Consider the following 21477-nt stretch of genomic DNA (forward strand, 5'->3'; position numbering starts at 1 on the left):
CGGCTGGAAGACACCCGCCGAAGCCCTCAACGACCATCTACTATCGATCACATAAGCCGGTGTTGCATCCACTGGTTGAACCCGGTCAATACACGTCCGTGAAGCTCACAACACGCCTGGTCAGGGCCGAGATTCAGGCGTCCATGGGCTCGGTCGGCGACTCGTTCGACAACGCCCTCGCGGAGAACCTGTGGATGGTCATCAAGACCGAGTGCATCCGCGGACGGACCTTCGCCACCCGCGCCGAGGCGAACCTCGCGCTCTTCGAGTACATCGACGGCTTCTACAACCCCCGCCGCATCCAGAAACGCCTCGGCTACCTCAGCCCGATCGAGTACGAGGAGAAGCACTACGCCATCCAGGCACCGACCGAACAAGTGAACCTGAAGCCACGTCAAACCTCCCTGACCAGCTAGTCAGCCACCCCCGCACAGCGGGGGAACCTCACTTCTACCTGCTGGCCGCCCAGGCGCCCGCCCTCACGGCGGCCTGGGTCATCGAGCGCGCCGCGCGCACACCGGACGTCTGGCAACGACTGGTCGGCGAGGCGTCTGCGCAGGATGACACCGCCCCCTACACAGACGCGGTCATCCGCGAAACGCTGCGTCTGCGACCACCGGTCACAGCCATCCCCTGGCTGCTGCGCGAACCGTGCGACATCGGCGGCCACCACGTGCCGGCCGGGACGTTCGCCGTGGCGAGCCTGTGGGACCTGCACCGAAACCCGGCCCTGTACCCCGGTCCGGAAGCGTTTCGTCCCGAACGGTTCCTACGGAGCCGGCCCCCACGCGGCGCCTGGCTGCCCTTCGGGACCGGCTCGCACGCCTGCATCGGCGGTCAGCCGGCTTTCATCCAGGTCAAACTACTGATTCACACTCTTCTCCGCCGCGGGCAGCTGCGGCCGGCGACGGACCGGGACGAGGGGATCCGCCACCGCTGCAGCACAGAGGTCTACCCTGCCCAAGGCTGCCGGGTCACCCTGCGCCTGTCTTGAGGACGTGATCCGTAGGGCCCTCGATGATTGTTGGCCGGCCGGGTCATCGCCCTGCAGGTCCTTTGCTGCCGACCGGCCGGTTCCCCGGCCGGCGCCGGGAAGCGCCAAGCGGCGTTGACTCGGACGATCCAGGCCGTGTTTCAGGTAGCTCGGGTGGCCAGTCATTTGGTGAGGTCGCCCGCGATCTGGTCGATGTTCGTCTCGACGGTGATGTCGTGCTCGCGGCGGCTGGTGTCACGCCGGACAATCTCGTAGCCGCCCGTCTCCAGGACGGCGACGGACGCGAACCAGGCGGGGTCGTCCTCGTCGGGCTGGATGACGACGAAGGTGTTGTCTGCGCTGTTCAGGTCGCTTACCAACTCGAACAGGGCGTCTTCGGACGGGTCGTCGACGTGGTCGCCGTTCTCGCTGTCCGCGCAGTAGCAATCAGCGGCCACCGGACCTCCCCATGCGTGTGCTGCTCGAAGTGCCGGCGGCCGGCATGCCACGGCCGCCTGGCCGCCCGACGGCTCACAGCCACTGGTGGATCGCCCCGACGTGCACCGTCGCCTCGTACCGAACCGCGAGCTCGTCGAATCGGGTGGCCCCTGCCCGGTGCTGCTTGAGACGGCTGATCCCGCACTCGACCGCATGGCGCTCGCGATAGTCGATCTTGTCGAACTTCGGCGGTCGGCCACCTCGTGAGCCATGCTTCCTGCGGTTGCGGACTTGATCGGCCTTCTCCGGGATCGTGCGTCCGATGCCGCGTCTGCGTAGGTGGGCACGGTTCACGCGGGAGCCGTAGGCCTTGTCCGCCCGGACCTTGTCCGGGCGGGATCGCGGCCGGACAGGACCGGTCCGAGGCACCCGGATTGCCTCTAGGACTGGCTGGAACTGCGGGCTGTCGTGCCGGTGCCCGGAGGTGACGAGCAGCGACAACGGCCTCTGCCCCTGCTCGCAGGGGCAGGCGGGCTTCGTGGTGGACCCACCCCTTGACCGGCCCAGCGCGTGGTCGTCGGGCTCGATGGCGATACCACCAGGCGCCTCCTTCTGCCCCGCGCCGTCCCGGCGGGCACCGGCCGCATGCCGGTGAGCCCGGCAGATCGTGGAATCGACGTTGACCTCCCACGTGATCAGCCCGGCCTCATCGGCCCGCGCCTGCAGCAGCGTCAGCAGCCTGACCCCCACCCCCCGCCGCTGCCATCGCCGGAACAACCCGTACACGGTCTGCCAGGGCCCGTACTCGGGCGACAGGTCACGCCACGGAACACCCGTCCGCACCCGCCAGCACACACCATCCACCAGCCGTCGCCGACCGCTGGTGCCGCGGGCAACGCCCTTTCGCTCCGGCCACGATCACCGCCGTCACCCGCTTTCTACGCTTCGTACCGACAGGCAACAGCCGGCTATGACGCCCGTTCTCGGCCACCGACGACCGTCGCGACGTCCTGACCTTCACCATGCGGGAGACCGGCGACTGCATCCGCAGGATCGACGTCATCACGCCCGGCACACCGGTACGCGGCGAGGGTCTCTTCGGGCAGTTCGACCGAGCTATCGGTGAGCCTCGGACAGACGCACACCTCGTCCGGCCTCATGGGCGTGGACGTCGCGCTGCCCCGACAAGCCCGGCGTCAGCCCCCGGCAGCGTCCGATCAGCGAGCTGTCGACTCCGTCGCGGAAGCGGACTGCGTAGCCGCCCAGGAGGCGAGCAGGCGCAAGCCCTCGTCGGAGGGCGAGCCGGGTTCGGCGGTGTAGACGGTGAGGACGAGGCCGGGCTCAGCCGCCAGCTCCAGCCCTTCGTAGGCGAGGGTGAGGTCACCGACCGCCTCGTGGTGGAAACGTTTGGTACCAGTGCCGTGGAGGCGGACATCGTGGGCTCCCCAGCGCGTGCGAAAGGCATCGCTGCGGGTGGACAGCTCCCCTACGAGGTCGTGGAGCTCCTTGTCGTGCGGGTTACGGCCGGCCTCGGTGCGCAGGATGGCGACGGTGATGTCCGCGGCCAAGTCCCAGTCGGGGTAGAAACGGCGCGAGAGGGGGTCGAGGAACTGGAAGCGAGCGAAGTTCGCCTGGTTGTGCGGGTTGGCGTAGAGGTCGTGGTGGAAGGCTCGGGCCAGGCTGTTGGTGGCCAGCAGGTCCATGCGGCCGTTGCGGACGAACGCGGGGCATGCGGTGACCGCGTCCAGGGTCCACTGCAGGCTGGGGTGCGGCTTCCACTGCCGGGTGGCGCGGCGCCGGCGGCGGGTGAGGGCGTCGGAGCCGTCGGCTGCCTGGGCCAGATGGAGCAGGTGGGCGCGTTCGGCGTCGTCGAGCCGCAGCGCGCGGGCGACGGCCTCCAGGACAGCCGGTGAGACGCCCGCGAGGTTGCCACGCTCCAGCTTGGCGTAGTACTCCACGCTGACGTCGGCCAGGGCGGCGACCTCGCTGCGGCGCAGTCCGGGAACCCGGCGCCGGGGGCCGGCGGGCAGCCCGGCCTGCTCTGGGGTGATCTTGGATCGCCGCGAGGTGAGGAACTCGCGGACCTCTGCTTGGTTGTCCACACCTCGACGGTACGGTCTGGCCGACGCCGGAGGGATGTACTGCTGGTGCACCCCTTGTCAGTGACTCGCTGCGCGCGCGAAGTGCCGGTTACCTGGATGGCGTGATGTTCCTCCTCTGCTCCTCCGGCAGGGCGGGAACGCCGGCACACGGGCCGCTCCCGGACGGTTCGGCCCCTTCGTACGTTAGGAAGACCCCCATGCGCGGCGCAATGATCCACGCCCCCGGCGACGTCCGCTTCGAGACCCTGGACGACCCGAAGATCCTCCACCCCACCGACGCGATCATCCGCACGGCCGTCACCTGCGTGTGCGGCTCCGACCTGTGGCCCTACCGCGGCGCGGAGCCCATCGGCGAGGCGCACCCGATGGGGCACGAGTACGTCGGCTTCGTCGAGGAGGTCGGCTCCGAGGTCACCTCGGTCCGGCCCGGGCAGTTCGTCGTCGGCTCGTTCGCAACTTCCGACAACACCTGCGCGAACTGCAGGAACGGCTTCCCGTCGAACTGCCTGCACCGCGAGTTCATGTCCACCTGCCAGGCCGAGTACGTGCGCATACCCAACGCCCCGGGCACCCTGGTCGCCACCGACGAGGTCCCGGACGAGCGGTTCTGGCCCGGCCTGCTGGCCAACTCCGACGTGATGGGCACCGGCTGGTGGGCCGCCGACGCCGCCGAGGTGAAGCCCGGCTCGACCGCCGTGGTCGTCGGCGACGGCGCGGTCGGCCTGTGCGCGGTGATCGCGGCGAAGGAACTGGGCGCGGAGCGGATCATCGCGATGAGCCGCCACGAACCCCGGCAGAGGCTCGCCCTCGAGTTCGGCGCCACCGACGTCGTCACCGAGCGCGGTGACGAGGGAGTCGCCCGGATCAAGGACCTCACCGACGGCATCGGAGCCGACTCCGTCCTGGAGTGCGTCGGCACCGCCCAGGCCATGCGCCAGGCCCTGCACTCCGCCCGGCCCGGCGGCAACGTCGGCTTCGTCGGCGTCCCCCACGAGGTCGCCGTCGACGGCCAGGAGCTGTTCTTCTCCCACGTCGGCCTGCGCGGTGGCCCCGCCCCCGTGCGCCGCTACCTGCCCGACCTGATCGACCGCGTCCTGTCCGGCCGGATCGACCCGGGCAAGGTCTTCGACCTCACCCTGCCCCTGGAACAGGTCGCCGAGGGCTACAAGGCGATGGACGAACGCCGCGCCATCAAGACCCTCCTCAAGCCCTGATCCCTCCCGCCACCCCGTACAAGGAGCAACCATGCGGATCACCCGCAGCTTGATCGACACCGCCAAGGGCCCGGCCGACTGGTTCACCGGTGACGTCTACATCGACGCCGTCGCCGCCGCCCCCGCCCCGTCCCGCGTCACCGCGAACCTCGTGCACTTCATGCCCGGCGCCCGCACCCACTGGCACCGCCACCCGCTGGGCCAGACCGTCTTCGTCACCGAGGGCGTCGGCCTGTGCCAGCGCCGCGGCGGACCGGTGGAGGTCATCCGGCCCGGCGACCGCGTCCTGTTCGAGGCCGACGAGGAGCACTGGCACGGTGCCGCCCCGAACCGCCTGATGGTCCACCTGGCCATCAACGAGGCGGACGCCGACCACGACGTCGCCCACTGGCTGACCCCCGTCACCGACGAGGAGTACGCCGCCGCCCCGACCACCGGCTGACCCCGGTCAAAGTCCTCGACATCGCCCTCTCCCCTGCACCACCCCGCTCTTTACCCGGGCCCCAGAAGCGGCCCGTCCCGCTCACGTCGCCCTTGAGGAGAACCACCGTGACCACGTTCGCCCTCGTCGGAGCCGGTCCGGGCCTGGGTCTGGCGGCCGCCCGCCGCTTCGGCGCCGCCGGCCACCGCGTCGCCCTCGTCTCGCGCAACATCCACCACCAGGACGACCTGGTAGCCGAACTGGCGCGGGAGAACGTCCATGCCCGCGGGTTCACCGCCGACGTCCTGGATGCCGACTCCCTCACCGCGGCCCTGAACGAAGTCGCGGACACGCTGGGGCCCGTCGAGATCCTCCAGTTCAGCCCCGTGCCCCGCGGCGACTTCATGAAGCCGGTCCTCGAGACGACCGCCGCTGACCTGATGGACATCCGGGTCACCCTCGACGGCCGCCCCGTCGACGCGACCTTGAACGACAGCCCTCCGGCGCGCGACTTCGCCGAGCTGCTCCCGCTCACGCTGGACCTGGAGGACTTCCACGGCATCGAGCGGGTCGCCGACCTGCCGCGCAGGCTGGACACCGACGGTGCCCCCGAACCGGCCGCGGCCAAGATCGGCGACATCGCCTACTACGCGCCCTGGGGCAACCTGGCCCTCTTCTACCAGGACGGGCCCGCCCCCTCCGCCGACCTGCTCGTCCTCGGCCACCTCGACGTCAGCGCCGACCGGCTCGGCAGCGCGACACGCATCACCATCGAAGCCGCCCCCTGATCTGGACGACGGCCTGAAATCCCTAGAGGAAGAGAAACACTGTATGCCTTCCGCAGCCGGCACCCGAGGGGGCAAGCTGCCCCTCGTCGTGTGGGTGCTCGCCGCCGGCACGTTCCTGATGGGCACCACCGAGTTCGTCATCGCCGGACTTCTCCCGGAGATCGCCGGTGACCTCGGCGTCGGCGTCTCCCACGCCGGCCTGCTGATCACCGCCTTCGCGATCGGCATGATCGTCGGCGGACCGACCATGGCCCTGGCCACCCTGCGCCTGCCCCGCCGCCTGACCCTCGTCGCGGCCCTGGCCGTCTTCGCCCTCGGGCACGTCGTCGCCGCGCTCAGCTCCTCCTTCACCGTCGTCCTGGCCGCCCGGGTGATCACCGCGCTGGCCACCGGCGCGTTCTGGGCCGTCGGCTTCGTCATCGTCACCACCGCCGCCGGTCCCGCGCGCGCCACCCGGGCGGTGGGCGTCATGATGGGCGGCCTGACCCTGGCCAACGTGATCGGCGTGCCGGTCGGCTCCTTCGTCGGCCAGTACACCGGCTGGCGCGGCCCCTTCTGGGCCCTGGCCGTCCTCGCCGCCCTGGCCGCCGTGTTCGTCGGCCGCTTCATCCCCCGGACGGAGCAGCGGGCCGAAGTCCCGGTACGGGCCGAGGTCCGTGCCCTGCGCCAGGGCCGACTGTGGCTGGCGCTGGCCGCCGCCGTCCTGATCATGGGCGGGGTCCTGGCCACCTACACGTACATCACCCCACTGCTGACCGACCGCGCCGGCATCCCGGCCGGGGCCGTCCCGCTGGTCCTGATCGTCTTCGGGCTCGGCGCCCTGGGCGGCACCGCCGTCGGCGGCCGGCTCGGCGACCGTTACCCGATGGCCGCCACCATCACCGCTGCCGCCGTGACCGCTCTGGCCCTGCTGCTGCTGATCCCGCTGTCGACCGGCCCGGTCACGGCGGTGGCTCTGGTCTTCCTCATGGCCCTGGCCGGGTTCACCGTCAACCCCGTCGTCACCTCCCTCGCCGTCCGCTTCGCCGGCGACGCCCCCACCCTGACCTCGGCGCTGACCACCTCCGCCTACAACACCGGCATCGCCGCCGGCTCCGCCCTGGCCGGGACAGCCATGAACACCTCCCTCGGCCTGACCGGACCGGCCCTGGTCGGCACCCTCTCCGCCACCCTCACCCTTCTGCCGCTCATCGCCCTCGCCCTCGGCGGCACCCGACGGCGTCCTGCCGGCCATCGAACCCGGGGTGCTGTTCGAGGGCGACGGCCTGGGCAAGTGGCTCCAGCGGCAGAAGAACCCCGGCACCTGGGGGCGCAGCTTCTCCCCGAGCAGCAGGAGCGACTGTCGAAGCTGGGCGTGCAGCCCGCTGAGGCCGCGTCTCCCGAGCGGGAGCTTTCCGCTGATGAGGTAGTCGATCGGGTTTTGGCCTGTCGGGCGATCGCCCCGTGAGGCCGTAAGCCGGCTGTCTTCCCTCCCGTTGAACGCTGGGCGGGCACGGCCGTTGCAAGGCGTCTTCCTCAGGGGCGGGTGAGCATCTCTGTGTCGGGCGGCCCCACGCGGCGTGTGACGGGCGCGGGCCGCCAAGTCCCGCCGTCCTGTCCGAGCGGGCCCGAGGTGACCTTATGCAGGCGTGATGTGCACCGCATGCGTTGTGCCGCGAAAGAGGGACGGCTCTGGATCGCCAAGGCGGCCGTGGGTGATAGCTGTACGGGGTTCGGGTCGTGTGCCGGGTTCATCCACCGTCGGGCGGCTACCCAGCCGACAAAAACGGCGGGGTCGGCGAGGTGGTCGCGCAGTTCTCGGGGCGGAGGAACGTGAGAGGGGCCCGGCTGTGCCGGGCCCCTCTCACGTAGCGGGGACAGGATTTGAACCTGCGACCTCTGGGTTATGAGCCCAGCGAGCTACCGAGCTGCTCCACCCCGCGTCGGTGAGGCCACTCTACACAAGATCCCAGAGGCCGGCCGAGGGTGTCAGCCGCGGACGATGTTCTCGGCCTGGGGGCCCTTCTGGCCCTGGGTGACGTCGAACGTGACCGGCTCTCCCTCGACCAGCTCGCGGTAGCCGTTGCCGGAGATGTTGGAGTAGTGGGCGAAGACGTCCGGGCCTCCGCCGTCCTGGGCGATGAAGCCGAAGCCCTTTTCGGAGTTGAACCACTTCACGGTGCCGCTGGCCATACTGCGTGTCCTTCGATCTCGCCGGGAGTGCCGGCCGGGGTGAATAGCGGCGTCCTCCGTTGTAGGAAGACGTCCGGCATCCGTTCTACCCCGGCCAGGGCCTGGTCATTCGATCATCCGTCCGCGAGATCGGATGCGGTCCGGTCCGGCAGTGGTACGGCCTGGCAAAGAACGCTGAGCAGGTGGGGCGCGGCGCTGGGGCACGGTGGTGCGTGGAGGGCGGGCCAGCGGTCCAGTACTTCCCCGCTGTGCAGGGCATCAGCGTGGTGTGCGTCTGCCGCCCGGGCGGTTGCCCTGCGGTGCGGACTGGAACACCGCGGCGTTCGAGGATACGGCGCACGATCAGCTTCTCGGCCTGAGGCCTGAGGCCTGAGGCCTGAGGCCTGAGGCCTGAGGCCTGAGGACAGTGTCACTCACCTGGTTTTCGTGTGCGGCTCACGGCCGGGCAGGAGGCTTGCCGCATGACCTGCGGGCCACGTGGCTGAGGTACATCGACTCGCCAGGTACCGAGGTGGAGCTGACGGGCATGTCCTGGCGGTTCCCGCAGACGCCGTGGGTCACGCTCGAGGCCGGATTCACTTCGCTGATCGGTGCCGTCCTCGAGCCTGCGCTCTGACTCGGCGTCGGTGCGCGATACACCGCTCGCTATGACGAGATCGGCGAACCGCTACCCGGCCGGCACCCACACCGAAGCGATGCAGAAAGCCCGTTCGCGGGACGCGAGATGGAGATCGCTGCCATGGCCGTCAGACTCATGGAGGCAAGTCATCGGCGCGGCGCCGACCGTCGGCCACCCAAGGAGCCGACCGTGCCCGAGGGGTTCGAAGACCCGCAGATGTACCAGCAAGATCCCTCCCCTTCGCAGCAGTCGCCGCGCCTGCGGCAGGGCTGGGCTTGCCGAGCCGGTGCCGGACCCGCGGACAGGGGGCTGTTCTCGGACACCTCTTGCTTTCTCCGCACGCGGGTGAATGGTGCTGCGTAGAATGGGTGTTGCTGTCCCGGTGGTCTCCCCCGTACCACCGGGACGCTGCCTTTCAGCGGTCACGCCGAGCATCTACGGAGAGAAGGCGTCAGCGTGATCGTGCTACCGGTCAGCCGGCGCGCGGCCGTTCCTGCTCGTGGCGAGCGCTTTCCAGGGCCTGCCGCCATGAGGTGACGTTCGGTCTGCGGCGCAGCAGGGCCCGGCGTTCGCGTTCGTCATGTCTTTTCTCTCCGTCATGGCTCGGCGACAGTGCCGAGCCTATTGCGCAGATCACGGCCATGGCGGTGTGGTTCACTGCGCCTGTGCGATCGGCGGCCGGCCGGGATTGGCAGTGGACGTTTCGCCGGGCGGGTCGGAAGGGGCCGCGCATGATCCCCCGGGTCGCGCGGCACGGGACCTTGGCGGACCGGTGCCACGGCGGAGTCGTCTTCGCGGACAGGGCTTCTGCGCGGGGCAGGTCGGGCTGGAGCCGGTGGGTTGGTTTCGCCTCTGGTGTCTTGTCCGGTGGGCCGGTGTGAAGGGTGAAGGGGGGCCTGTGTGGCAGTTCGCAAGGGTGGTGTTTACCCAGGACAACGGCGGGGTCCCGTTGGGGTGAGCAACATCCGGCAGCAATACTCCCTTGTGTGAAGGAGTTTGGCGCGTGGCCACCGAGCTGGAAAAGCCCACCACTCAAAGCCTCCAGAGTCAGTATGCGGAGCAGTTCACCCATCACCTCAGTGCCAACCGAGAGGAACAGGCCCGTCTGCGGGCGCGTCTCGAGCAGCTCGAGACGGACGAAGCCTGGCTGGTGAGGGCACTGGAGACGCTGTCCGCCCCGGCTGAAGGCGGCTTGGACACCCAGGCGGCCGGAGACGAATCGGCACAGCCGCAGGGCAGTGCGTCCGGGCCCGCCGAAGCGGCCGAGCCGTCCGAAGTGGCTGATGTTGAGACTTCCGCAGCGGTGCCGAACCAGCGGCAGGACAAGCAGGTCAAGGCACCCGCGAAGAAGACCGCGGTCAAGAAGGCGGCCGTGAAGGAGACGGCGGCCAAGAAGACCACGGCGAAGAAGACGGAGGCGAAAAAAGCGGCGGTGAAGAAGGCTCCTGCGGCGAAGAAGACGGTGGCCAAAACAGGTGAACCGACCCTGGGTGAACTGCTGTTGAGCGTCCTCGGCAGGCATGCCGGGCAGCCGAGCACCGCGGGCGAGGTCGTCGGTGACCTGGAGCGGGAGTATCCCGAGCGGGCCCGTGACACCGGCACTGTGCGCAGCACCCTGGAGCGGCTGGTCGCCAAGGGCCGCGTCGAGCGGATGCGGCAGAAGAACACCGTGCTGTACACCGCTGTGCCCGAGTCCGCGCCCGCCGCGGACGGCTCAGCCGTGAAGGCGGCACCGGCCGCCGAGACAGCCGGTGCCGAGGAGACCGGGAACACCGAGAAGGTGTCGGCGCAGGCCTGACTCCCTCACCGAAGCGGTGACGCCGGCCGGCCTGAACGCCCGTTGCAGCGCGCCGCATACGGTCGGGCAACAGTGCTCAGTCGGTGAGGTGCCGAAGGTGCGCTGTCGGGTGCCTGGGCGTGACCGTCCATGTGATGGCCACGCCCAGGCACTCGGCAGCGTCCCGCTTCGAAGAGGGAATCTGCTTCAGACGGGCTGGACGGCGGAGCTGTGCCGGGCCGGAGGCATGTACTGCGGGGCCGCCGTCGCGCATGGGCTGGGTCTCGTCCGTGCGCGGTCTCCCACGGCGGGGGCCAGGTAGACGTGCTGGCGAGGCTGGGGGCCGTCGGCGGTGCCATGGCATCCAGCCACGTGGCAGACCTCGGCCCGTACACCCGTCACGACGGGCGGCGAGGCAGAGAAGCCTTCGAGAGCCGCCGCCCGGAGGCGACCACTGCCCTGGGGACCGATACCGCCCCGCTGATGATCCGGCTCATCGGGCAAGTGGCTGAAGCCGCCGAACACCTCGGCTACGTCGTGATCACTGCCCGCACGGAATGACAGGGCGGGGCGCCGGACGGAAAGGGCAAGCCCACTCGCTCGGCCGTTCAAGGGCCCACGGATAGGCTGACGCCGTCAGCGAAGATCGCGGAAGGAAGACGTACATGGCGGACGTGGTGGAAAAGGCGGCGCGGAGTGTCTTCGAGCGCTACGACCTGGACGGTGACGGCCTGGTCACCGCGGAGGAGTACCGGCAGGTCGTGACGGAGCTGGAGGGCGCCGAGATCACCGAGTCGGAGGCCCGGGCCCTGATCGACTCACTCGACACCGACGGTGACCGCCGGATGTCCTTCGACGAATTCTGGGCGGCCATAAACCGCTGACTTCTCCGGCCGGGCCGTGAAGAGCGCCTGTGGCGGGTCCGCCCGCCACAGGCGCCGTGCTCAGGCCGAGCGTACGAAGGCGGCGAACCGGTCGAGCGCCTCCTCGATGTCCTCCGGTCCGAGGGCACTGCACGACAGGCGCAGACAGCGCAGTGGTTCGATACCGGTTCCGGTCCCCGACGCCGCCGCGTCGTAGAAGTGGTGCAGCGGCGTCCACAGCACGTGGTGGTCGCGGGCCGAGCGCTCCAGCGCCGCATCGGTGACGTCGAACGGTACGTCGACGGCGACGAAGAAACCGCCCTCGGGACTGTTCCAGCTCACCCCGGACGCCGACGGGTCGGGGAAGCGGCGGGCCAGCCCCTCGACGATCCGGTCGAGGCCTCCCGGTACACCTCGCTTTCCCGCTCGGTGGCGTGGACCAGACTGCACCCGTGTTCCAGCAGCCTGCCTCCGGCCACAGCCTGGGCGATCAGCGAGGTGTTGCGGGTGACCATGCTCTTGGCCCTGGCGAGCGGGTCCGCCGGGTACGGCCCTGAATCGACCGGTTGGTCGGCTGCCGCGTAGCCGATCCGTACCCCCGGGAACACTGTCTTCGCCAGCGAACCAAGGTGGACGACGCGGCGTGCGGTGTCCAGCGCCTTCAGGGTCGGGAGGCGGTGCCCCCGGCGCGGGAAGAGGCCGCAGGGGTTGTCCTCCAGGAGGAGAACGTCCTCCTGTTCCGCCAGGTCGAGGAGGTCGCGGCGCACCGGCTCGGGCATCCGGACGCCCGAGGGGTTCGCGTGGTCAGGGACGACGTGCAGGGTGCGCGTGCGCAGCCCGGCGGCGCGGGCCTCGTCGATACGCCGCCGCAGGTCGTCCAGGTCGATGCCGTCCGGCCCCTCGGCGACCGGATGCACCAGCAGGTCCAGGAGGCGTGTCGCCCCGGTGACGCCGACGTGGGCGGGCACGACGGCCAAGCGAGCAGTGATCCCGCAGCATCCCGGCAAACGCCTGCTCCTGGCGGACCGTGGGCCGCAGAAGGAACTTGTAGGCACACATCACCCCCAACCACCCCCTCCGCCCCATCACAGCCAGTACTGCCAACCTGGCGGGCCCCACTGACAACAGCACAGATCCGTACAGAAAGCCGAGGTCAGAGCAGTGAGCGAAGCGCTCCGGGTCTGTGGGAGGCTCTGATGGGCCTCGGCGAGATGGCGTGACGAGCTGGGATTCTCCGGGGTCCGTAACCGACTGCCAGCCCCAAGCAGCAGGAAGTGTCCTGAGTTCACCCGAAACCCAGGAAGCCAGCCGGTCACGGGCCAGGTCGTGGTCCCACGAGCCGCAGGAGGAAGTGCTGCAGCCAGTACGGCCCGTCATGGCCGAGCGCCTCGGCGAGCGTCCGGCAGTTGCGCCGCTCCAGCTCCATCAGCATCGCCTCGGTCGTCTTCCGCGCCGGTAGTCGCGAATCACGGCGCGGGAAACAGTCGGCCACCTCGGCCATCAGCGCCCAGAACTCCGTGCTCCACATCTGCTCGCCCATCGTGGCCTCCACGGCCACCTGATCGTTATCGTCCGCTACCAGCCAACTCCCTCACAGAGCAAACTCGTCACATGCCGAGTCTCAGGCAGATGGCAGGGCCGGTGGTGACGGTGGACACCGACGACATCGGGGTGCCGGACCGCTTCGACTGGGGGCACGACATGGTCGACCGCGAGGTCATGCCGGTGTCGATCCGGAGTCCGCACGCACACCGCTTCCAGGGCCGGGTGGAGTCCGTCGGGTTCCCGTGCAGCCAGGTCGCGGCCTTCGGCTTCTCCCCCATGGTCGCCTGGTGCTCCCCGGCCCACATCCGCCGTCAGGACCCCGAGGATCACTTCCTGGTGCTGGTCCGAGAGGGCGCGGCCCGGTTGGAGCAGGAGCGCGGCGTCGCCTGCCTCGGCCCCGGCGGCATGGCACTGTTCTCCACCTCGCATCCGCCGGCCTGTGACTTCCTGGACAAGAGCGGTCCCCTCCGACTGCCCCTCCTCCGGCTCCCCCGCGCTGTCCTCCCGCTACCCGACGGTCGCGCCGACCGTATGCTGGCCGAGCCGCTCCCCGACGGTTCCGGCTCCGGCGCCCTGCTGGGCCCGTATCTGGCCTCCCTCCCTGCCGCCGCCCGAACTTCGGGCCCCGCCGAGCTCGCCCGGCTCGGCACCATCGGCGTGGACCTGGCCGGGTCCCTCCTCGCGGTGCGCGGTACGGCGACCAGAACTCGCTGCCCGCCGAGACCCGCAGAGCGGCGCTCCTCACCCGGATCAACGCCTTCATCGACCACCACCTCACCGACCCGGTTCTGGACCCGACGGCCGTCGCCGCCCACCACCACATCTCCGTACGCACCCTCCACCAGCTCTTCCGGGACGAGCCCGAGTCCGTCGCCGCCACCCTTCGACACCGCCGCCTGGAGCACTGCCACGCTGATCTGACCGACCCCCGCCTGCGTCACCGCACGATCAGCGAGACCGCCCTGCGCTGGGGATTCCAGCGCCCCGCGGACTTCAGCCGGGCCTTCCGCAGGGCGTACGGGGTTTCACCGAGCGAGGCCCGGGCCGGCCTGCGCTGAATGCGCAGGATCTCTGCGCTCGCAGCTGACGACCAATCCGCTCGGTACGGAGGACAGTGGGACGGCGGCACCCTGGTGACTTCCAGTGGGGGGACTGAAGCTCTGGGGTGCTGCCTGTCTGTCCGCCTGCCCGCACGGAGAATCGGGGCGAAATTGCGACGCTCATGGCTGAGAAATCGGACCGTCGATGTAGGCTGCACGGCCGTGGGACTCACTCTGCTCCTGGGGTGCACGGCAGCCGCAGAAAACAGCCTTACGGAACAGGCCACTTCACCAAAACCGTCACATACGACTCTCTCGGTCCCGCCGCGCGCATACGACCCGGTGACGAAATTCAGCGGACAGGAACTAAATTTCCCGGGAGACCTGAGCCGGGCGACGCTGGACGGCACCACCGCGTGGATCACCGGGTCCAACGACCTTACGGCCTTGGACCTGGCAACCGGGGAAAGCACGGTCATCCGGCCGAAGGGCCAGGAACCCGCTATATCGCCGCTCTTCGACCGCCCTGTCCTTACCGAAATGCAGGGCAAGCGGGTCGCAGTGGCACTCCTGCCGGTTTCCACACCCGGCAGCGGAACCCACACCGACCAGGACGCGGTCGAAATGCTCGTGGTGGACGCTCGCACCCATAAACCCATATGGAGTTCCGAGATCGCCGACGTGGAACCCGGATTCTCCGAGGCCCACGGCGGTTCGGTCATCGGCGCGGACGACGGTATCGCGATCATCGACGCCGGATCGGGCATATGGGCGGTGAACCTCACCACGCGGAAAACCGTCTGGAAGACGGACGGAGAAGCGCAGGATGTCGCCGCCGTCGGCGAGGGAATCGTCGCCCTGACCGAGAGCAGCACCTGGAGGGAAGAGCGGCTGTACGGACTCCGCGTGAGCGACGGCAGACGTGCCTGGACCTTCGGCGAACCCGAGGAGAACCTGAATGTGGCCCAGGCCGGACCGCACCGTCTCCTGGTCACGCACGGTGTGGACGTGGCGCACGACGACGGCGGCAGGCTCGTGAACCTCGCGGACGGCCGGCAGGTGGCCACACCCGAGTACTTCCCGGTGCCGGACCGCTGTGTCTACGACGACAAGTCCACCGCCGTCTGCTTCAAGCAGGAGTACGGCCAACGTGCTTCGTTCGCCCTGGACGCGACGTCCGGCAAGGTGCTCTGGGAACTCCCCACGGACGACCGCTTCGCGCCCCCCATCTCCACCGCCTGGCACGGCATCGTCTACGCCGACACCGAGGACGGCCCCCTGATGCTGGACGCACGCACCGGCAAGGACAGAACCGGTCACCTGCCCGACGTCCCGGACATGGTCAACGCCTACGTGGGCCTCTTCCAGGAGGACGACGACAGCTACGAGGGCGAACCCCCGACGTCCGTACGCCGAACGGCAGGCTGAACCCCGGGTGGCTGAGTGGAGAAAAGGTGCAGGTGCGGGCGGTACGGCGTCCGGAACAAGATTTCCTGACTGCTTGATGGCGGGCGTCGGGCAAGCAGGGCGATGAAGACCTTCTCCCAGGTCCCGTCGGCGTCCCATCTCCGCAGCCGGTTGTGGGCGCTTTCCACGAGCCGAAGTGCCCGGGCAGGTCCGTCCACGGCTTCCCGGTGCGGTACTTGAACGCGATCGCGTCGATCACCTGCCGGTGATCACGCCACCGCCCACCCCGCTCCGGAGTCCGGTCCGGCAGCAGCGGCTCGGTCCTCGCCCACTGGACATCAGTCAACGACACACATTGGCCAACGATCAGATGAGCCGAAGGAGGCGGCTCAGGCGTGCTGGCTGACGGGCGGATGCGTGCCTGCTACCACTACCGGCCGTCGGCGTACTCAGCCGTACTTCCGCAGAATGCCTTCTGCGATCGCGACGAGCTCGCTGAGACCGGGGCCCACTAGGCCTCCGTCACGAGCCGCCGGGGCACCACTGGGGACACCGGGGCTTCAGGTCCGGCGGCTTGGGCAGGAGTCGCCAGGAGCAGGGGATGGTCGCGAGGGCGAGGGCCCCGAGTGCGGTGCGTGGCTTCAGATTGTGATCAATGATCCACGGGCCCACGAGACACGCAGCCCGGCATCGAGTCGTGCAGGTCAAGCCCGCGTCGTTTGGTGCCGTGCGTCGCAAGGCGGAGCGGCTTACGTGTACTGGGCGTACCCGGTCCCGCGACAACGCCTCGAGGTGCGACGCCGGACAACGTGGGTCAGGCAAGATCCAAAAGAGACGGCCCAGCCGCCGGCACTCTGCTGGGACCGGAGCAGGCCGCCGCGCGACTCGGTGTGTGCAGGGTTGGGTTCGACTGGATGATGCAGCTCGGTTGGATCCGCTCGCCGCAGTCGATCGAGGTCCGCTTCGGTACGAGCCGGGCCGGGGCCGTCGACGTGGCACTCCACGCCACGGCGTCCGTCGACGCGGTGGTCGCCGCGCGCTCGGAGGTCGACTGGGATCGGTTGCGTGCGGTGGAGGAAGGCCGGAGCTCTCCGCTCGCGGCGATGGCGAAGCAGGCCGCCGTGGCGTGACACCGGCAGAGCCCCGTTCGTTGAACGGGGCTGCGGAGCAAGGGACAAGCCTCCAGGGCCGGTCGGGCCCCGGAGGCTTCGTCGTTGCAGCACTCCGGCACATGCGCCGAATGGCACGTCGGATGCGGTGGATCAGCGGCGGCGAAGTTCTTCGGCCCCCCGGAGCGGGCCTTCAAGGGTGAGGTTGTCTCCGCGGCTCACGGTCTGGAGCAGTTGGGCGTACACGGTTGCTTCGGCGGCGATGCGTGAGTCGGGCCGGCCCGACGAACGGGCCAGAGCCACCGCGTCCGCCCGGAACTCCGCCGAGTACCTGTAGGTCCCCACTCGGGACTCCTCTCCCTGGACTCAAGATCCAGTATCGAGGGGTCCACGATTCAAGGTGGAGGGCCCGCGGTCAGCGTGACCGGGCTCCGGACATCACCTCGCCGCTCGAACAGGGACGCCTTACCCCTGGTATGCAAGGGTCGTCATCATCCCGGACTCCGAGTGGTAGATGTTGTGGCAGTGCAGCATCCACAGTCCGGGGTTGTCCGCGTCGAAGTCCGCCACCAGCTTGTTGTGCGGCAGCACGATCGACGTGTCCTTGCGGGCACCGTTCGAGTCCACGCCGGCGAGGGAGAACGTGTGGCCGTGCAGATGCACGGGGTGCCACATGTGGGTGGCGTTGATGACCACCAGCCGCACCCGCTCGCCCCGTTCGACCTTGTGGAGCGTGTCCGGGTTGTAGGGCTCGTGGTCGATTCCCCAGTCGTACTCCTTCATGCCACCGGTCAGCTTGACCCGGAGCAGCCGGTCGTACCTGCGGCGGGGCATCGCCACCGACTCGTCCGGCCCGAGCCGGCGGGCGGACACCAGCACCTCACGGTCCAGCTCCGCAGGGTGCGCGGACGGCTTGGGGACCGCTCCGGCGCCCGTACGCAGGACGGCCATGGCCCGGCCCCCCTTCCCCTCGGCGAGCGCGACAAGCGGGAAGACACCCGACTGCGCGGTGATCAGCACGTCGTACCGCTCGGCCATGCCGATGACCAGCGCGTCCGTCTTGTACGGCTGCACGGGAAAGCCGTCGCTGTGGGTGACGGTCATCCGGTGTCCGCCGAGCGCCACCCGGAAGGCCGACTCCCCGCCGGCGTTGATGATGCGCAGCCTGATCCGGTCGCCGGGCTTGGCCGTGAACTGCGTGGGGTCGTCCGCTGTGCGCCCGTTGATCAGGTAGTAGGGGTAGGCGATGTGTCCCGCGTGACCGCCGAGCAGCTTGCTGGTGGCTCCCGCCATCAGTCGCTTCGGCCCTTTCCGCCGGTACGGCGACGGCGAGGGCGCCCGTCCGGAGCCCTTCCCGTCGTCCACTCCCCCGGACGCGGCGTCCGCCAACGCCCCGCCACCGGCCCCCACGGGGCCCTCCGGCCTGTTGCCGTGCCCCACCGGGGGCTTGCCCTTACGGAGCTGGTAGAGAACGTCGTCGGGGGTGGAGCCGTCCACTCCGTCGATCCAGTCGTCCAGCAGGACAATCCACTCGTGGTCGTACTTGAGTGGCTCCTTCGGGTCGTCGACGATGAGTGGCGCGTACAGGCCACGGTCGACCTGCACCCCCATGTGGGGGTGGAACCAGTAGGTGCCGGGATGCGTGGCGGTGAAGCGGTAGTCGAACGTCTCACCGGGTTCGACCGGCCGCTGCGTCACACCGGGCACACCGTCCATGTCGTTGTGCAGCGCAATACCGTGCCAGTGCACGGTCGTCGCCTCCGGCAGGTGGTTGGCCAGCGTCAACGCCACAGTGTCACCTGCGGTGACCCGCACCTCCCGGCCCGGCAGCAACCCCTCGTACGTCCACGACCTGAAGGTACGTCCGGCGCCCAACTCGACCGGCGACGGGGTGGCCCTCAATGTGTGCTTACGGAGCGGTTCGGCGGGGGTCGGATGTGCCCCGCCGGCCTCTCTGCCGTTCGGAGCGGATCCGGCCGGCGCGGGCGCGCCCGGGCGGCCGCCGTCGCGCGAGCCGGCATGGGAGCAGGCGGCGAGCAGCCCGGAACCCGCGGCCGCGATACCGGCGCCGAGTACGGCGCGACGTGTGGGGGAGGTCTGACTGGTGCGGTCCGTGCGCATGACTGGGTGTACCTCGCTGGTCGGGAGAAGGCAGGTGAAGGCGTGGGTCTGCCACCACCGCCCGGACAGGACCAGACGGCCGGAGGCGCTCTTCCTCACGAGGCACCGACGGGGCGGGGAGCACATCCGGTGGGCGGCGGAACCGACTGTTGCGGAGATCGGCGAGCGTCCCTCGCCGGTGTCCGGAGCGCAGCTCAGTGCGGCCGTGCGGATATCCCGAACGGCAGGGCACCGGACGGCACCTGCCGTCCGCGCAGGCCGCGCCCGCATCCGGCCCTCGGGTCAGTCACCATGTGAGCACACTACCCCCGCCGGGTATACATTCGGGATATATCGACAGCATCGACACGGTCATGCGATCAGCCCGCCCCAAGGAACAGGGCGGCAGGCCCGGCCGGAATGCGGGGGCAGCACCGTGCGCGCACGTCAACGCCTCGAGGGTGCCCGCTACTGAGCTTGTCGGTGTGATGTCGCGAGGCTGACAAGTGACGGTTGTCGCGGTACGCCGGAAGTATGAGGTATCCGCAAGGCGGCGGCCTGACCGCCGAGCGGCGGGCGTTTCGCGAACGCGTCCGTATGGAGGCGGCCGAGATGTTCGCCGGGGGACGGGACAACGCGACGGTGGCGAAGGAGCTGCGGGCCAGTGTGCGCTCGGTGCGGCGCCGGCGCCGTTCCTGGCAGGAAGGCGGCCGACAGACCCTGCACTCCAAGGGATCGGCCGCCCGCCCCAAGCCGAACGAGGCCCTGTTCGCGGTTCTGGAGCAGGAACTGGCCAAGGGGCCGGCCGGACCAGACCTGGACCCTGGCCAGGATCAAGCCACTGATCGGACGCCGCTTCCACCGGACCCTCACGCTCTCGGCCATCGCGCGGATGCTCCGGCGCCACGGGTGGAGCCACCGGGTTCCGGCCCGAAGGGCGCTGGAACGCGACGAGGACACGGTCGCCGGCTGGGTGAAGGAGACCTGGCCGCAGGCAAAAGGACCGCGGCGGCGCTCGGCGGCTGGCTCGTCTTCGAGGACGAAGCCGGCTTCTCGATGGGCTCTGCCAAGATTTCCGTGAAGCAGTGACGGAGAGTCATGCGAGAAGGACTCGTTCGCGTAGGAGTGGAAGCGAGGCCCGTCCATACATCTGTCGCTTGAGCATCTTGATCCGGTTGACGTGACCTTCGACCGGACCGCTGCTCCAGGGCAGGGTGAGGCCGGCCAGGACAGCATCCCAGTCGCGTTCGAGTCCGTCGGCGAAAACGTGCGGCTGGGGCAGGTCGTCGGCACGGGCCGCGCAGATCCAGGCGGGGAGGTCGGTGCCGGCGCGGTCGCAGATCATGCGGACGAGGGTATGGACGTGGGTGCGCAGTGCGGCCAGTTCGGGGCAGCGGGAGAGGACGTCGTCGAGTTGTCGTTCCTCCTCGGCTCGTAGACGTCCGGGGTGACGAGTGATCCAGTTGGTGAGGTCCTGAGGCTTGGGCGGCGTTGTCCTCTTCCTCGCCCTTCAGCAGCGGCCGTCCGGGGCGCTTGCGGCGCGGGACGATCGGACCGGCGTTGATGCAGGCGCCGTCGCCGAGGACCGTCACACCCCCGCAGTGCTCGGCCGGACCGGAGTCCCGCCAGGCCTTCGTGTCCGCGGTCACGGGCTTCGTGAGCCGTCGTGGGCCCAGCCCGGTGAACCGGGCTGTCCAGGAGGGTTCCGACGCCGTGGTCCCACCAGCCACGGCGAAATCGTCTCGCTTTGATCATGCTCCAGGGCCCGCGGCCTCTGGCGGAACGTATCTCGATCGCCCGGACGGCTTCCGCGTGAGATCCTCCGCCCGTGGTCACGGAGACCGAAGTGGGAGAGCCGTTGCACCAGCACGGCTGGCGGACGGCATTCACGGTCGCTGATCGGCACCGCCCCTGACGCAGCATGTTCCTCAGCCTCGTGGGATTACGGGACAGCTCCGAGGCGACTCTCGCCGGACCCCGGCTTATTTAACCGGGCACTCCACGGGACCTCCACAGATAAGCACGTTGTACACGCGGGCGTGGAGACCCCAGTCGATGGTGTAGTCCTGCCATTTGCTCAAGGTGCGCTCGGTGGCGTAGTTGTTCTCCTCGATGATGTAACTGAACCTGACGGTGTTGTTGCCCGAGTGGAAATGTCTGACGTCGTTGAAGGACACCCTCAAGCTGCCGGCGTTGGCGAAACACATGCGATTGCCGGTGCTCGTTTCCACCCATGCGAGGTCGGTCCGCGGGGGGAGGGTGGGGTCTCCGCAAGAAGTCACGTTGGCCGCGGAGGCGGGGGCCGCCGGAATCGCGAACGTCAAGCCGGCAGTGGTCACCGCTGCGACGAGAACCCTCTTGGCTACCTGCTTCATGGTTGCTCCCCTCATGTTCCGTGGAACAAGAGTCAAAATGATCATGTGGACTTGTCGGATCTCTTCACCACCGGCCCGGCACGAGCACTGCGGCCCAGGTGGAACGCTACGGAGACCGCGGATCGCAGTCGTCACCGCACAGAGCCAACCCGGGCGTAGCTCCCACGGGGGACAGGCCCCTGCTCCTTCACGTAGCCGCGGTGAAGCGCGCTCGGGGGCGTTTACCGGCGTACGCATCGGGTCGCGGCAGTCTGTACCCAGGCGGCGATGTCCTCGGCGGCGTCAAATTCGTTGAGGAGAGCGAGCCGGACCGGACGAGTGCCGGCAGCCCGTGCGGCAGCGGAGGGCTGGACGACGATCACGTTGGCGTGTTCGCACACGTCGAGGCGGTCCGAGACGCGTACGAGTACCTCCTCGGCCAGGCGCGCGAGTTGTCGTTCGTGGTCCACGCCGGCGACTTTCGGGGTTCCGCAGCGGCAGCCCCGGCAGACGACGGCGCGGCATGGGACCGGTTCGGCGGTGGTGTGCTTCGTG

At 69.4% G+C, this 21477-nt stretch carries 25 protein-coding genes, 1 tRNA gene and 4 pseudogenes; 15 read left to right on the forward strand and 15 right to left on the reverse strand.

The genetic code is table 11. The features are described from left to right. Positions 1-98: 98 nt before the first annotated feature. Positions 99-416: an IS3 family transposase gene (locus ACIA6T_RS31960; RefSeq protein ID WP_399450015.1), complete on the forward strand. Its 318-nt coding sequence runs from the start codon at positions 99-101 to the stop codon at positions 414-416. 119 nt (positions 417-535) lie between these two features. Further along, positions 536-994 carry a cytochrome P450 gene (locus ACIA6T_RS31965; protein ID WP_399450087.1) on the forward strand — a complete coding sequence of 153 codons (459 nt, stop codon included), beginning with the start codon at positions 536-538 and terminating at the stop codon, positions 992-994. A 161-nt stretch (positions 995-1155) separates the two neighbouring features. On the opposite strand, the gene ACIA6T_RS31970 is transcribed toward ACIA6T_RS31965, so the two are convergent. From ACIA6T_RS31970 to ACIA6T_RS31980, 3 genes are all read right to left on the reverse strand, one after another. Then, positions 1156-1431 (reverse strand): hypothetical protein, encoded by a 276-nt coding sequence (locus ACIA6T_RS31970; RefSeq protein ID WP_399450016.1) that lies wholly within the window; start codon positions 1429-1431, stop codon positions 1156-1158. Between the two features lie 73 nt (positions 1432-1504). Next, the gene (locus tag ACIA6T_RS31975) at positions 1505-2275 is read right to left on the reverse strand and encodes an IS5 family transposase (protein ID WP_399450017.1); all 771 of its coding nucleotides are present in this window, start codon (positions 2273-2275) and stop codon (positions 1505-1507) included. 353 nt (positions 2276-2628) lie between these two features. Further along, positions 2629-3513, reverse strand: coding sequence for a helix-turn-helix transcriptional regulator (locus ACIA6T_RS31980; RefSeq protein ID WP_399450018.1), 885 nt, complete (start codon positions 3511-3513; stop codon positions 2629-2631). Positions 3514-3710: 197 nt separating this feature from the next. Here ACIA6T_RS31980 and ACIA6T_RS31985 point away from each other — a divergent pair, with 197 nt between their 5' ends. The 4 genes from ACIA6T_RS31985 (at position 3711) to ACIA6T_RS32000 (ending at position 7383) form a co-directional block, all read left to right on the forward strand. After that, positions 3711-4727 (forward strand): zinc-dependent alcohol dehydrogenase family protein, encoded by a 1017-nt coding sequence (locus ACIA6T_RS31985; RefSeq protein WP_399450019.1) that lies wholly within the window; start codon positions 3711-3713, stop codon positions 4725-4727. Positions 4728-4758: 31 nt separating this feature from the next. Beyond that, on the forward strand, positions 4759-5169 hold the full coding sequence (locus ACIA6T_RS31990; RefSeq protein ID WP_399450020.1) for a cupin domain-containing protein: 411 nt from the start codon (positions 4759-4761) through the stop codon (positions 5167-5169). Positions 5170-5276: 107 nt separating this feature from the next. Next, positions 5277-5936, forward strand: coding sequence for a cyclophilin-like fold protein (locus ACIA6T_RS31995; RefSeq protein WP_399450021.1), 660 nt, complete (start codon positions 5277-5279; stop codon positions 5934-5936). 43 nt (positions 5937-5979) lie between these two features. After that, complete coding sequence (locus tag ACIA6T_RS32000; RefSeq protein WP_399450022.1) at positions 5980-7383, forward strand: MFS transporter; 1404 nt, start codon at positions 5980-5982, stop codon at positions 7381-7383. Positions 7384-7784: 401 nt separating this feature from the next. Here ACIA6T_RS32000 and ACIA6T_RS32005 read toward each other — a convergent pair. Both ACIA6T_RS32005 and ACIA6T_RS32010 read right to left on the reverse strand, forming a co-directional pair. Then, positions 7785-7858 (reverse strand) — tRNA-Met (locus ACIA6T_RS32005). Positions 7859-7904: 46 nt separating this feature from the next. Next, a complete protein-coding gene (locus ACIA6T_RS32010; RefSeq protein WP_009192932.1) occupies positions 7905-8108 on the reverse strand; it encodes a cold-shock protein in 204 nt (67 codons plus the stop codon). A 454-nt stretch (positions 8109-8562) separates the two neighbouring features. Between ACIA6T_RS32010 and ACIA6T_RS32015 the strand changes: the two genes are divergently transcribed. Next, positions 8563-8724 carry a hypothetical protein gene (locus tag ACIA6T_RS32015; protein WP_399450023.1) on the forward strand — a complete coding sequence of 54 codons (162 nt, stop codon included), beginning with the start codon at positions 8563-8565 and terminating at the stop codon, positions 8722-8724. A gap of 475 nt (positions 8725-9199) precedes the next feature. On the opposite strand, the pseudogene ACIA6T_RS32020 reads toward ACIA6T_RS32015, so the two are convergent. Continuing rightward, positions 9200-9304 (reverse strand): annotated as a pseudogene (locus ACIA6T_RS32020) (WhiB family transcriptional regulator); the annotation flags it as partial. 426 nt (positions 9305-9730) lie between these two features. Between ACIA6T_RS32020 and ACIA6T_RS32025 the strand changes: the two are divergent. The 3 genes from ACIA6T_RS32025 (at position 9731) to ACIA6T_RS32035 (ending at position 11388) form a co-directional block, all read left to right on the forward strand. Then, entirely contained in the window at positions 9731-10525 is a 795-nt protein-coding gene (locus ACIA6T_RS32025) for a BlaI/MecI/CopY family transcriptional regulator (protein ID WP_399450024.1), read from the forward strand. Positions 10526-10861: 336 nt separating this feature from the next. After that, positions 10862-11065 carry a hypothetical protein gene (locus ACIA6T_RS32030; protein WP_399450026.1) on the forward strand — a complete coding sequence of 68 codons (204 nt, stop codon included), beginning with the start codon at positions 10862-10864 and terminating at the stop codon, positions 11063-11065. 104 nt (positions 11066-11169) lie between these two features. Beyond that, on the forward strand, positions 11170-11388 hold the full coding sequence (locus ACIA6T_RS32035; protein WP_399450027.1) for an EF-hand domain-containing protein: 219 nt from the start codon (positions 11170-11172) through the stop codon (positions 11386-11388). 60 nt (positions 11389-11448) lie between these two features. On the opposite strand, the gene ACIA6T_RS32040 is transcribed toward ACIA6T_RS32035, so the two are convergent. The 3 genes from ACIA6T_RS32040 to ACIA6T_RS32050 form a co-directional block, all read right to left on the reverse strand. Continuing rightward, positions 11449-11709, reverse strand: coding sequence for a hypothetical protein (locus tag ACIA6T_RS32040; protein WP_399450028.1), 261 nt, complete (start codon positions 11707-11709; stop codon positions 11449-11451). Next, positions 11706-12335: an aminotransferase class I/II-fold pyridoxal phosphate-dependent enzyme gene (locus ACIA6T_RS32045; protein WP_399450029.1), complete on the reverse strand. Its 630-nt coding sequence runs from the start codon at positions 12333-12335 to the stop codon at positions 11706-11708. The genes ACIA6T_RS32040 and ACIA6T_RS32045 overlap by 4 nt, the downstream gene beginning before the upstream one ends. A 344-nt stretch (positions 12336-12679) precedes the next feature. Next, positions 12680-12907, reverse strand: coding sequence for a hypothetical protein (locus ACIA6T_RS32050; RefSeq protein WP_399450031.1), 228 nt, complete (start codon positions 12905-12907; stop codon positions 12680-12682). A gap of 71 nt (positions 12908-12978) precedes the next feature. Here ACIA6T_RS32050 and ACIA6T_RS32055 point away from each other — a divergent pair, with 71 nt between their 5' ends. The 3 genes from ACIA6T_RS32055 to ACIA6T_RS32065 all read left to right on the forward strand — a co-directional run bounded on the left by ACIA6T_RS32055 (position 12979) and on the right by ACIA6T_RS32065 (position 15380). After that, complete coding sequence (locus ACIA6T_RS32055; protein ID WP_399450032.1) at positions 12979-13833, forward strand: hypothetical protein; 855 nt, start codon at positions 12979-12981, stop codon at positions 13831-13833. After that, entirely contained in the window at positions 13734-13970 is a 237-nt protein-coding gene (locus ACIA6T_RS32060) for a helix-turn-helix domain-containing protein (protein ID WP_399450088.1), read from the forward strand. Before ACIA6T_RS32055 ends, ACIA6T_RS32060 begins: the two co-directional genes overlap by 100 nt. Before the next feature lie 324 nt (positions 13971-14294). Then, positions 14295-15380: a PQQ-binding-like beta-propeller repeat protein gene (locus tag ACIA6T_RS32065; RefSeq protein WP_399450033.1), complete on the forward strand. Its 1086-nt coding sequence runs from the start codon at positions 14295-14297 to the stop codon at positions 15378-15380. On the opposite strand, the gene ACIA6T_RS32070 is transcribed toward ACIA6T_RS32065, so the two are convergent. Beyond that, on the reverse strand, positions 15295-15711 hold the full coding sequence (locus ACIA6T_RS32070) for a transposase (RefSeq protein WP_399450034.1): 417 nt from the start codon (positions 15709-15711) through the stop codon (positions 15295-15297). The genes ACIA6T_RS32065 and ACIA6T_RS32070 overlap by 86 nt on opposite strands. Positions 15712-16273: 562 nt before the next feature. Here ACIA6T_RS32070 and ACIA6T_RS32075 point away from each other — a divergent pair. Further along, positions 16274-16489, forward strand: a complete 216-nt coding sequence (locus tag ACIA6T_RS32075; RefSeq protein WP_399450035.1) for a hypothetical protein — start codon at positions 16274-16276, stop codon at positions 16487-16489. Positions 16490-16621: 132 nt separating this feature from the next. On the opposite strand, the gene ACIA6T_RS32080 is transcribed toward ACIA6T_RS32075, so the two are convergent. Continuing rightward, entirely contained in the window at positions 16622-16813 is a 192-nt protein-coding gene (locus ACIA6T_RS32080; protein ID WP_399450036.1) for a hypothetical protein, read from the reverse strand. Positions 16814-16933: 120 nt separating this feature from the next. Continuing rightward, the gene (locus tag ACIA6T_RS32085) at positions 16934-18589 is read right to left on the reverse strand and encodes a multicopper oxidase family protein (RefSeq protein WP_399450038.1); all 1656 of its coding nucleotides are present in this window, start codon (positions 18587-18589) and stop codon (positions 16934-16936) included. 513 nt (positions 18590-19102) lie between these two features. On the opposite strand from ACIA6T_RS32085, the pseudogene ACIA6T_RS32090 reads away from it, so the two are divergent. Beyond that, positions 19103-19649, forward strand: a pseudogene (locus tag ACIA6T_RS32090) (winged helix-turn-helix domain-containing protein). A 15-nt stretch (positions 19650-19664) separates the two neighbouring features. Here the strand turns inward: ACIA6T_RS32090 and ACIA6T_RS32095 are convergent. The 3 genes and pseudogenes from ACIA6T_RS32095 to ACIA6T_RS32105 form a co-directional block, all read right to left on the reverse strand. Further along, a pseudogene (locus ACIA6T_RS32095) lies at positions 19665-20051 on the reverse strand (transposase); the annotation flags it as partial. Positions 20052-20550: 499 nt separating this feature from the next. Further along, positions 20551-20943: a beta/gamma crystallin domain-containing protein gene (locus ACIA6T_RS32100; protein ID WP_399450039.1), complete on the reverse strand. Its 393-nt coding sequence runs from the start codon at positions 20941-20943 to the stop codon at positions 20551-20553. A gap of 251 nt (positions 20944-21194) precedes the next feature. Next, a pseudogene (locus ACIA6T_RS32105) lies at positions 21195-21458 on the reverse strand ((2Fe-2S) ferredoxin domain-containing protein); the annotation flags it as partial. Positions 21459-21477 lie beyond the last annotated feature (19 nt).

This window comes from Streptomyces sp. NPDC051740 (genome assembly GCF_044453165.1).
Classification (GTDB): Bacteria; Actinomycetota; Actinomycetes; order Streptomycetales; family Streptomycetaceae; genus Streptomyces; species Streptomyces atrovirens.